This is a genomic window from Nonomuraea typhae (genome assembly GCF_009760925.1).
In the GTDB taxonomy this organism is placed as follows: domain Bacteria; phylum Actinomycetota; class Actinomycetes; order Streptosporangiales; family Streptosporangiaceae; genus Nonomuraea; species Nonomuraea typhae.
Genome location: NZ_VRLV01000028.1, coordinates 1 through 11752, shown reverse-complemented (window position 1 = coordinate 11752; position 11752 = coordinate 1). Strand labels below are relative to the sequence as shown.

The 11752-nt window shown below is 64.6% G+C and carries 6 protein-coding genes; 4 read left to right on the top strand and 2 right to left on the bottom strand.

Annotation, left to right across the window (positions count from 1 at the left end):
* The first annotated feature begins 124 nt into the window (after window positions 1-124).
* Window positions 125-8248 carry a LamG-like jellyroll fold domain-containing protein gene (locus tag FVE25_RS52760; protein WP_157255002.1) on the top strand — a complete coding sequence of 2708 codons (8124 nt, stop codon included), beginning with the start codon at window positions 125-127 and terminating at the stop codon, window positions 8246-8248.
* Between the two features lie 117 nt (window positions 8249-8365).
* Complete coding sequence (locus FVE25_RS57330; protein ID WP_425489539.1) at window positions 8366-8716, top strand: IS110 family transposase; 351 nt, start codon at window positions 8366-8368, stop codon at window positions 8714-8716.
* A gap of 206 nt (window positions 8717-8922) precedes the next feature.
* On the opposite strand, the gene FVE25_RS54810 is transcribed toward FVE25_RS57330, so the two are convergent.
* Complete coding sequence (locus tag FVE25_RS54810; RefSeq protein ID WP_219826053.1) at window positions 8923-9312, bottom strand: integrase core domain-containing protein; 390 nt, start codon at window positions 9310-9312, stop codon at window positions 8923-8925.
* Window positions 9312-9887, bottom strand: coding sequence for an IS3 family transposase (locus FVE25_RS54805; protein ID WP_219826052.1), 576 nt, complete (start codon window positions 9885-9887; stop codon window positions 9312-9314). The genes FVE25_RS54810 and FVE25_RS54805 overlap by 1 nt, the downstream gene beginning before the upstream one ends.
* Before the next feature lie 166 nt (window positions 9888-10053).
* Between FVE25_RS54805 and FVE25_RS52745 the strand changes: the two genes are divergently transcribed.
* Both FVE25_RS52745 and FVE25_RS52740 read left to right on the top strand, forming a co-directional pair.
* Window positions 10054-10461: a tyrosine-type recombinase/integrase gene (locus FVE25_RS52745; protein WP_157255000.1), complete on the top strand. Its 408-nt coding sequence runs from the start codon at window positions 10054-10056 to the stop codon at window positions 10459-10461.
* 46 nt (window positions 10462-10507) lie between these two features.
* Window positions 10508-10783, top strand: coding sequence for an acyl-CoA dehydrogenase family protein (locus FVE25_RS52740; protein ID WP_157254999.1), 276 nt, complete (start codon window positions 10508-10510; stop codon window positions 10781-10783).
* Window positions 10784-11752: the final 969 nt, after the last annotated feature.

The window sequence follows — 11752 nt, the reverse complement described above, 5'->3', positions numbered from 1 at the left end:
GGGCGCCCCTTGGCATCACTCGCCACCTCTACTTGCTCTCCTACCGGCCGGAGTGTGATTGAACGTGTCACGTCTCTTATCCAGGATGTACCGGCGTGCTAGCACCGTGGTTCTGCTCTTATGCATGCTCCCCGGACTGGCAGTCGTCTCCGCGATGCCCGCTACGGCAACGGTCGCGAAGGAGACCTCCTTTGCCAGCGCCGAGCCGGCAGACCCACCGCGGACGCCGAAACAACACACGGGAACGGCCGCCGGGCTGCCGCCCTTGATGTCAACGTCGGCGACCCAGTCCGACGCGGGCAAGCGCACGGCCAAAACCGGTGGCGGCTTGGTGCCGAAGGGCGCGGTGCCGGTGGAGAGCCGTGAGGGTCTGGAGCGGTTGGCGGGCGATGTCGGGTACTGCTCGTCGTGGTCGCAGTACAGCGGTGGCAGCAGCTATTCGGCCGGTTCAGAAGCGTGGTTCGCCAATTGGCAAGGGATCAAGCACATCTACCGGGCGCTGGTGTATGTGCCCAGGAATCAGAACTCGCTGACGACCTATTACGAGGGGGGTGTGGAGAAGCCGTATTGGACCCAGGTGGGCAGTTGTAAGGATGCGCCCCCTGACCCGGACTATCCACCGAGTCTGACAGCCGCATTTCCGCTGGTGGGAATGCTGGTGGGGACTCGGACGCCGCTGCTGGGCGTGCAGGCCTCCAGCGCCAAGGGAGCGGCGTTGAGCTATGCCTTCACCGCCTGCACGGATCAGGGCCTGAAGACAGGGTGTGTGTCGTCAGGAACCCAGGACGGCAACACCTGGCGGGTGCCCGCTGGTGGCAAGCTGGCGTGGAGCACGCAGTACTGGTGGCGGGTGACGGTCACCGATCAAGGCAATGGCCTGTCGTCGACGTGGAGCGAGGGCACCTTCACCACCGGGGTGCGGCAGCCGGCGACCGGGTCGCTGTTCTCCACGCAATCGCCGGACGGGCAGGACTTCCAGCCGGCGACCGGCAACTACACCACCTCGGCCACCGACGCCGTCGTCGCTTCGGCGGGGCCGCCGCTGTTGGTGACGCGTACCTACAACAGCCTGGACCCGCGCCGGGACGGCATGTTCGGCGCCGGCTGGTCGACGCGTTGGGATGCCAAGCTCACGGTCGAGCACGCCGGGGCGGCGCAGATCACCTTCCCTGACGGACGGCAGGTGCGATTCGCGCCCGACGGCGGCACAGCGGCCACCTACCAGCCGCCGCCCGGCATGTACGCGACGTTGAAGAGACTGGATGTGCCGTCCTGCATTCCCGAGGACCCCGACTGCGACACCTCGCGGACTCCCGCCTGGCAGCTCATGGACAAGGCATCCACCTCCTACTACTTCAATGAAGCTGGGCAATTGATCAAGATTGCCGATCTGCGTGGCCGTACCCAGGAGATGGAACACGGCGCCGACGGGAAGCTGGCCAAGGTCACCGCAGCGGGTGGCCGCCACCTGGCCTTCACCTGGACCGGCGACCACGTCACCCAGGTCGCCACCAACCCGGTCAACGGCACACCCCTGAAGTGGAGCTATACCTACAGCGGCGACACCCTCACCTCCGCCTGCGCACCCGGCCAGCCAGCCGCCTGCACCACCTACACCCCCACCCCCGGATCGCAGTACTACAGCGCCGTCCGCAACAGCGACCCGCTCGGCTACTGGCGACTCGGCGAGAGCGCCGGCACCGAGGCGGCCGACTCAGGAGCCGGAGCCGGCGAGGCCACCTACGAGAGCGTGACGCTCGGCCAGAGCGGCGCGGTGGAGGCCAGCACGGACAAATCCGCTCAGTTCACCGGCACCAGCTCACTCAAGCTGCAGGACTACGCCGTCAGCCAGCTCCAGGACGCGGCTTCGGTCGAGGCGTGGTTCAAGACCACCCAAACCGGTGTGATCATGGCCGTCGACACCGGCGGCGGAACCCGCGGCACTGCGGCCCGCTCTGCGATCTATGTCGGCTCCGACGGCAAGCTGCGCGGCCAGTTCAGGCCCACCACCGGGACCGCCGCCATCGCCCCGATCACCTCCACAGGGGTGGTCAACGACGGCCAATGGCACCACGTCGTTCTCACCCTGGCCGGTACCCGGCAGGAGATGTTCCTGGACGGCCAGAGCGTAGGCACCGCCACCGGTAGCGGACTGGGCGGCTGGCCGATCGCCGTCCGCTTCGGCAAGGGCACCCTCGAGGGCGGCGCCTGGCCTGGCGGCCCAGCCGCCACCCAACCTCTCGGCCTGGTCGGTCTGCTGGACGAGGTAGCCCTGTATGACAAGCCGCTGACGGCCCAGGACGTCGCCCTGCATTACGTCGCGCGAGCAGCGGCCCCGCACCTGATGGCCAAGATCACCCTGCCTTCCGGTCGCGTCAAGATGCAGGCCGACTACGACAGCGCCAACGATCGGATCAAGACCTACACCGACGGTAACGGCGGTGCCTGGCAGCTCAGTGCCCCCGTCGACGACAGGAGGAAGGGCGCCTCGATTGTCACGGTCACCGACCCGGCGGCCGGCACCGTCGTTTACGGCTACGACGGCTGGCGCGGCCTGCGCCTGACGGCCCGCGCCGACCAGCTCGGCAAGAAGACCACCTATACCTACGACACCGCCGGATATCCAACCAAGATCACCGACCCCAACGACAACACCGTCGAGCGCGCCTTCGACAAGCGCGGCAACGTGCTGGCCACCACAACCTGCCGTGCCGCAGGCGACTGCCAAACCAGCCGGCTGGAGTACTTCATCAACACCGGCAACGTCGTCGACCCGCGTAACGACCGTGTCACAAAGATCCACGACGCTCGCTCGGCGGGCACACGCGATGACACCTACGCCACCACGCTCGACTACAACGAATTCGGCGAGCAGACCAAGCAAACCACCCCGGCCACCAGCGACTTCCCCAACGGCCGCGCGGAAGTCATCGCCTACACCGACGGCAGCGAACCGGCCGTAGGCGGAGGCGCCACCCCAGCAGGCCTACCTGAGACCAGGACCGATCCGCGCGGCAACAGCTGGCATTACGCTTACGTCGCCGCTGGTGACCTTGCCGAGCAGACCAGCCCTACTGGTCTGGTCACCAAGCTCGCCTACGACACGCTGGGCCGGTTGACCCGTAAGAAGGAAGTCTCCGCTGCCCACCCGAACGGGGTCGAGACCACCTTCGTCTACGACCCGGCCGGCCGCCTGGTCACCCAGACTGACCTCGCGGTCAAGAACGAGATCTCCGGCGTCATCCATACCCGGCAGGCTGCCTTCACCTACGACGCCGATGGCAATCAGCTCACTCAGAGCACGGCCGACCTCACCGGTGGTGATCCCACGCGCGTCACCACTCAGACATACGACAGCCGAGGTCGCCTCGAATCGGTTACCGGGCCCGAAGGCGGTGTCGTCCGGCAAACCTGGAACACCCTGGGACAGCTCCTCACGTTGACGGACGCACGCGGCACCGTAGTGGAGTACGCCTACAGCAAGCGCGGCGAGCAGATCACCAAGACGCTCAAGGGATGGACAGGCAGTCCGGTAAACCCGCAGCCCGCCACGGACGTGGTCGTGGAGTCGTACGCCTATGATCCGGCCGGCCGTCTGGCCGCTCAGGCGAACGCGATGGGCCGCAAGACCTCTTTCACCTACTTCGGGGACAACCTGCTCAAGCAGAAGATCGCCGATGACGTCAAGCTGAACGGCTCCACCACGGCCAAGGACGTCGTGTTGGAAGCGCACACCTACGACCTGGCGGGCAACCGGACCAGGCTGGTCACCGGGGGCGGCGTCACCAGCACCGACTACGCCTACGACGCCGCCGGCCGACTGACTTCGCAGACGCTTGATCCGGCGGGGCTCAAGCGCAAGACCGCATTCGTCTACGACGCCAGCGGCAACGTCATCAAGACCACGCTGACCGGCACCGGCACCACTCGGACGGAATCCAAAGAGTACGGCTACACCCCGGGCAACCAGATCAGCCGGGAAGTAGTCGACAACGGTGAGAGCGATCTGGTCTCCACCCTGACCTATGACGAGCGAGGCCTGGTCACTGCGGTAACGGATCCCCGCGGGAACATCCCTGGCGCCGACGCGGCGGCCTTCACCACGACCATGCGCTACGACATGGTCGGCCGGCTGGTCGAAACGATCGCACCGCCTGTCGCCGTGGAGAAGGCAGGCTCGGCCACCACCGCCCGGCCGTCCATGCTTGTCGGCTACAACACTGCCGGGGAGCGGACACATCAGCGCAATGCCGAAGGCCGCATTACGACCAGCGTCTTCGATCGAGCCGGCAAGGTTACGAGCATGATCGCTCCCGCCTACACCCCACCTGGAGGACAAGCGCTCATTCCCAAGACCACCAAGGTCTATGACATGGCAGGCCAGTTGGTGCAAAGCATCGACCCCAGCGGTGCGGCAACCACCTTCACCTACGACCAGTTAGGCCGCCAGGTCCGCAAGACCGATCCCGCTACCGTAGCGTCGGGGCCGCAGCCGGTCGCCGCCTATGGCATGAACGAAGCCGATGGGCCCGCCGTGTCCGACGTCTCCGGACGTAACCGTCACGGTGAGGGCCGCGACATCGGCCGCGCCGATGGCAAGTACGGCAAAGCCGTCTCCTTCAACGGGACCTCCTCGTGGATCACTGTGCCGGACTCGGCGTCCCTGCGGTTGAGCGGGGCGATGACCATCGAAGCGTGGGTCAATCCCGCCACCTCCGAAGGCAACTGGCGCACCGTATTGATGAAAGAGCACGCTAGCGGTCTGGCCGACGGCCTGTACGCATCCACCGGCACCAACACTGGCCCCCGCGCCGAAGCAGTGACCGTCACCGGTAGCAACGCCGCGGCAACAGCGGATTCCGCCCTACCCCAAGGGAGCTGGTCGCACCTGGCGATCAGCTACGACGGCTCTTCCCAGCGTCTGTATATCAACGGCGAACTGGTCAGCCAAACCCCTGTCGAAGGCGACCTGCGTGCCGACGACGGCGCGGTGCGCATCGGGGGCAACAGTCCCTGGGGTGAGTCCTTCCAAGGGCTTATCGACGAAGTCCGGATCTACGACCAGGCGCTCACTCGCGAGCAGATCAAGACCGACATGACCACGCCGATCACCACTCGGGCCACCGCCCAGACCGGCAGTTGGGTGACCGAATACGATCTGGTCGGCGAGCCCCTGGCCAGCATCGACCCGCTTGGCGCTCGCACCGAGGCCACCTACGACGACCTCGGCCGCCGCGTCACCGCCACCCAGGTAGAGCGCTCCCCCCAGGCCGGAGCCTTCACCACCAGGCTGGAATACAACGATGCCGGACAGCTGACCAAACTCACCGACCCAAAGAACAAGGCCACCACCTACACGCTCAACCCAGCCGGCCAGGTCACCAGCGTGACCAGCCCCCTGGCGAGCAAGACCACCACCGCCTATGACATAGCAGGACGGATCACGAAGATCGTTGATCCGCTGGGAAATGCGACCACCGCCGAATACGACTTGGCGGGACGAAAGATCGCGACAAAGGACCTGGACGCTACCGCTGCCGTGGTGCGCACCTTCGGCTCCGGTTACGACCCTGCCGGGAACAACACCAGCATCGTCTCACCGGAAGGCCACGCCACCCGGCAGGCCTACGATGCGCTCAACCGTCTTACCACGCTGAGCGAACAAACCTCGGCGACCGAAGAGATCACCACCCGCTTCGGCTACGACGCAACCGGCGCGCGCACCCGACTGACCGACGGCCGCGGCAACTCTACCTGGACCGCCTACAACTCGCTCGGGCTGACCGAGACCATCACCGAACCAGCCACCGACGCCCACCCCAGCGCCGCTGACCGCACCTGGACCACGATCTACGACGCCAGCGGCAACCCGGTGACCACGTTGCAGCCGGGTGGCGTGCGCATCGACCGCACATTCAACGCCCTTGGCCGCCTCACCAAGGAGAGCGGAGGTGGAGGAGGCGCTGCGAGTGCCGAACGCACCCGCGCCTACGACCTCGCCGGGCGGCCGACCCTGCTCAACGACCTCCAGGTCACCTACAACGACCGCGGACATCCCCTCGCCGTCGGCAAAAAGCCCCATCTCCCCGAGGGCAGCGAGGGCACGCCAGCCGACGATCCGCTTTCCACCACCTTCGCCTACGACGAAGCCGGCAAAGTGATCAAGCGTACCGATCCGGCCGGATCCGCCGCCTTCACCTGGGACGCTGCCGGGCGTCTGAGCACCACCACCGACCCAGTCACCGGCCGCGCTCTTACCTACGAATACGACGCCGCCGACCGCCTCACGAGCATCCTCGGCAGGTCCGGCAGCAGCTCCAGCGATTCCCAGACCTTCACCTACGACAGCCTCGACCGCCTCACTAGCCACACTCTCAAATCCAAGTCCGACACCCAGCTCGCGAAGATCACCTACGGCTGGGACAAGGATGACAACCTCACCAGCAAGGCCCTCGACGGCCTGGCTGGCAGCGGCACCCACACTTACGGATACGACTACGCCCAACGGCTGACCTCCTGGAAGGCCGCGGACGGCACCACCACCAACTACCAGTGGGACGCAGCTGGCAACCGCGTCCGGGCCGGCAGCAAGATCTTCACCTACGACGAACGCAACCGCCTGACCTCAGGAGACGGCACCACCTACACCTACACACCTCGTGGAACCCTCGCCTCAAGCGTCAAAGCAGGGGCAACGGCCAACCTGACTTTCGACGCCTTCGACCGACTTATCGCCGACGGAGAGAGCCTCTACAGCTACGATGCCCTCAACCGCCTCGCCCAGCGCACGCGCGGCACTACCATCCAGCAGTTCGCGTACGCAGGACTAAGCAACGACATCGCCGCGGTCCACCAAGCAGGCGGCACAGTGGCCAAGTACGGCCGTGGGGTAGCCGGTGAACTCCTCGGAATCCAGGAAGGTTCCGCCTCTCCCTCCGGTGCGATGACTGACCTGCACAACGACCTGGTAGCAACCTTCTCCATGACCGCCGTCACCGGTTCAACGGCCTACAGCCCGTTCGGCGAGCCCCTTGCTCGCACCGGTACTCAGGCAAGTGTCGGCTACCAAAGCGAGTACACCGATCCCGACACCGGCACCGTCAACATGCACGCCCGCTGGTACCAGCCCGAGACCGGGACCTTCCGCAGCCGCGACACCGCCACCGTCCCACCGGTCCCATCCGTCCAAGCCAACCGCTACACCTACGGTAACGCTAGCCCGCTCAACGGCATCGACCCCACCGGCCACATGACCTTGTACATGCCCGGACCAAACGGACAATACGTACCCACCAGCAACCCTTGCTGGGTCTCCCAAACCGGCAACTCCTACACAGAAGTCTGCCCACCCTCCATCCAGGACTCCGATCCCGCCTGGTTTGAGAAGTACGTCATCAAACCAAGCCTCCCAACGTTCTCCGAGGAAGAAGCCAAGCGTGTCGGAGTTCTCTCCGAAGGCTACGGCGCCGGACGAAACGCACCGAAGCATTTCTGGAAGGAAGAAAAGGCCGCGCGAGATTTATACATGGCCGCATACAGGCCAGGAATGTCGGATGCGGACCTGAATAGGCTATGGAAGGAAATCAAGGCCTTCCATCAGGCCAAAGGTGCAGGCGCATCAAAATCCCGATCAGGTCAACCGGGAACCCCGCCGGGGACACGCCCTAACGACGTGTGCGGAGGCCGTCACTGCACCCCCGCCGAAGCTGTGGCCGCCTGCCAAAAAATGGGCTATTCGCAAGAGCAGTGCGCCGAGAAGAACTGGAAGCAAGGCAAGTGGGAGAACTACCTCACCTATCGTGGCGTCAAGGCAGTAATCAATAAGAAGGATGCACCACCTCTATTCCTCGACGACGCCATGACCTTGATTTACGATTTCATTACGAAGAGCCTTATCCCGGAATATAAATGGTTCCTCGAAGTATCCTCACAGAGCGAGCTGCGCATTTGGAGAAAGGTAGACTTGCTTTGCCTTAATCCAACCTGTAGCGGACCCAATGGATATCTCTATCGCACCCAATGGCGGTGGGTACTCCACACCGACTATCAAGCCAAGATAGAAGTCTGGGGCAGGTTGAGGTTTACGCAAAAATGGGGCCTTCTAGACATCTGGTATTATCCGGATGACAAACCGTATAGAGTGACCGAGAGTCATGAAGGCACTCCACCACAAGAATACCTAGACCTCTGCAAAAACCCGAATAACGTCTTCCCGTACGGACAGATATGCGATCACGCCGGCACGTGAGGGCTGCTGTCCAGCGTGGGTGAGCTCAGCATCGGATCTGATCCCGTGGAGACGGGGTCAGATCCCCGACATTCATGCTGAGGTGCTCCCATCCGTTCCGGATAGTCCAGCACATAACTGCACGGGCGCCCGGAGATCGGTAGAGTTGCCGACAACCGGTCACTGCTGACTTGGGTGCGAGGATTCGGGCCGGTCGGACAGGCCGGGGTTGAGTGCACCGGCTCCTATGGGGCCGCGCTGACCTGCCACCTGCGTCAGGCGGGCATCCAGGTGGTGGAGGTGAACCAGCCAGACAAAGCGACCAGGCGTCGGCGGGGCAAGACCGACGCGGTCGACGCCGAGGCCGCGGCCAGGGCGGTGCTCTCTGAACGAGCCACCGCGGTCCCCAAGTCCGGTGATGGGCACGTCGCCCTAAGCGGTACCTGGGGCCAACATTGTGGGTGCCGAAAATCCATCCACCTACTCTGACCTGGGAGTGCTCAAGCGATGATCATCCTCGTCTGAGCACTCGCTCAACCAGGTTTGAGCGAGTGCTCAGCGTCTACTTGCTAGACATCGCATTGTTGCAGCTCATGTGCCGTTAGCGCCTTTTGGCGCGGTACAGGTGTCCCTGGTGACCTTGTGCGGTGCCAAAACGGTGAATGCTGTTGCTGAGCTGGGCGTTCGCAGGGCGGTTAGGCAGCTCTGCGGTACTCGCTGATCAGCCCGGTGACAGTGCTTCGACGGTGGATCCGGGCGGTCATGTCGATCACCTCGTTGGGATCGTGCAACGGCGGGCGGAGCGAACGGCCCTGATGCGGTCGATGATCGTTGAAATGGCGTTCATACTCGACCAGGACCGTGCGCAGGTGCCGTTCACCGTAGATCAGCAGGTGAACGAGGCACTCTCGGCGTAGCGTTCCGACAAATCGCTCCGCGAACGCGTTCACCCGCGGTGACCGGGCAGGTGTCTTGATGATCCGCACACCACTGGCAGCGAACACCTCATCGAACGATCGAGAGAACTTGCCGTCACGGTCCCGTATGAGAAACCTGCAGCTGCCGGCACGTTCGCCCAGGTCCATCAACAAGTTCCGGGCCTGCTGGGTGGTCCATGCACCGGTGGGGGTGGAGGTGACGCCCAAATGTGCACGCGGCGCGTCTGGATCTCCATGACGAACAAGACGTACAGGCGCTTGAGGAAGACAGTGTCGACGTGCAAGAAGTCGCAGGCCAAGATTCCGGAGGCTTGGGAGGTCAGGAACCGCCGCCAGGTCGGTGACGCCCGCCGTGGCGCTGGGCCCAGTCCGGCCACGGCAAGGATCCGGCGGATGGTGCCTTCCCCGACCCGATGGCCGAGGCCGAGCAGTTCACCCCGGATCCGCCGGTGCCCCCATCGCGGATTCTCCCGGGCCAACCGGGCCACCAGATCCCGCAGTTCGTCCGGGACCGGCGGACGCCCGACCGTGTTCGGGTAAGTCCAGCGCTTGATGACCAGCCGGCGATGCCAGGTCAACAAGGTGCCTGGTGTCACGATTCGGTGGAGCCGAAGCCGCTTGGGCAGCAACCGTGCCAGCGCGGCCAGCAGCGCCCGGTCGGCCCAGTCCGGTCTCGGCCGGGCGACCTGACGGCGCAGCACGGCGACCTCGTGTCGCAGCACCAGGATCTCCAGCTCCTTGGATGCGTCGCTCCGCGTGAGGAGCGTCAGTCAGCCGAACAACCGGACCATCAGCAGATACAGGAGGCGTAGGAACACGAGCGCTGAGCATAGAAGGCCAGGTCAGATGCCATAGACGAGTTATGGCACCGCACACGCCGACGTGCAGATGTCGGCTCGCAAGGGCCGCCTACGCCTGTACGGCAAAGGCGGGAAGTTCCGAGAGGTCGACATCCACCCCAAGCTCCGCACCGAGCTGCAGCTCTGGCTGGATGAGCGCCCCAACTGGCCTAAGGCGGGCGACAGTCCGGCCCTGTTCCTCAACGCCAAGGGCGGACGGCTGAGCGCCCGGGCCGCCGGCGGCATCATCGCCGACATCGCCCAGACAGCTGGGCTGGACGATCCCACCACCGCGCACGTCCTGCGCCACACGCTCGCCACCACACTGGTTCGTGACAAGGGCGACCTGGTCGTGGTCGCCGAGATTCTCGGCCATGCCCGGCTTGGAGACCACGCGCCGGTACAGCTTGCCCTCCGAGCAAGACAAGGAAGACGCCCTCAAGCTGATCACGGTTGACCGCTAACCAGACGGTTGCCGGGGAAATTCACGTCAAGATCGACTCATGGCCGGTTCTGCCCGTATCTCGGCTGGACCCGATGAACGTCGAGCCCACCCCGGCCAGGCGGCCCCGCGCGAGCGGATCGTGCGGTTCGCCCGCGGCCCGGAGACGCAGGCCGCGCAACGCGACCAGAGCGCGGTCTTCGATCGCGCGGGTCGGCGGGTCTGCGCCGAGTTCGGCGTGCTCAGCCGGCCTATCCCCAGGGAGTACGGCGGAGGTGGCCCCGACCTGCTCACCGCCACGATCGCCTTCGGGGCGCCCCTCGAACCGCCACCATGATCGGCAGTTCCGCGGGGGACCCGGCGTCCTCGGCCCGATGCCGCCACGCCCGCGCCCTGATCGACGACCACCGCACCCGGCTGGCCGAGGTGGATCTGAAAACAGCCACCGCAGGCGCAACCCGACCCGGTCCTCCGAACCAGCGCCGCCAGCCCGGCAATCCCCCGGCCTCCTGCAGGTCATTTGCGCTCATCATCGGGCGACGGCCAAGTCCGAGCCGGGGCTACCAGACGCCGAGCGACGGCCGCGAGGCGCGTACCCCGCGACCAGGACCCCTTCCGGCAATGACACCCGAAGAGGATGAAATGAGCTCTTCTGTCAACCGTGAGGCTCACTCATGCATCAATGGGACTTAGGGATTGAAAAGTATATATTCAGTACGGGTCTTCTTTTGTGTGTCCATAAATGCCGGACAGGCAAGAACCTGAAAGAATCTTACGAATTATTGATTGGTCTGTAATTTAACTGCAACGACAGACGGTTGCGCCGACCTGCATAGATAGGTGATTCGAAATTGAACCTTATCCGCGTCTACTACGAAGGCAAGCATGGCGTCAATAGGTTGATCTCGATCCGTGGCCACGCATAGTCTCATCTGGTGGCATGCCTGACTCAACTAAATAGGCGCGCCTAAATCCCATGAGTCCCGCGGACGGACTCGCCTGGACAGCTCATTCCGCCCGTGGGGCACCTTCGCGCAAGGAGGATTCTACTCCGATGTCCCTCAAACGTCTCGTGCTGCCCCTCGCGGGGCTTGGCTATGATCATGGCCGCGATGCAACGCCGCGAGGGGGATGTCCCGCGCACGCACGCGCCGCGATGAGCCAACTCGTGGTCGAGATCTAGGACGTGTTTCAAAGTCGGGTGAGCCAGTCGTTGATGGCGACTACGTGCACGCTGGCTTGGTAGCGGACCGCGAGCTTGTCGTAGCGGGTGGCCAGGGCTCGGTGGCGTTTGAGTCGGTTGATG

Excerpts from the sequence above, each read along its gene's own strand:
- FVE25_RS52745 (WP_157255000.1), top strand. The coding sequence starts at position 10,054 with ATGTCGGCTCGCAAGGGCCGCCTACGCCTGTACGGCAAAGGCGGGAAG.
- FVE25_RS54810 (WP_219826053.1), bottom strand. The coding sequence starts at position 9,312 with ATGGACCTGGGCGAACGTGCCGGCAGCTGCAGGTTTCTCATACGGGAC.
- FVE25_RS52760 (WP_157255002.1), top strand. The coding sequence starts at position 125 with ATGCTCCCCGGACTGGCAGTCGTCTCCGCGATGCCCGCTACGGCAACG.
- FVE25_RS52740 (WP_157254999.1), top strand. The coding sequence starts at position 10,508 with ATGGCCGGTTCTGCCCGTATCTCGGCTGGACCCGATGAACGTCGAGCC.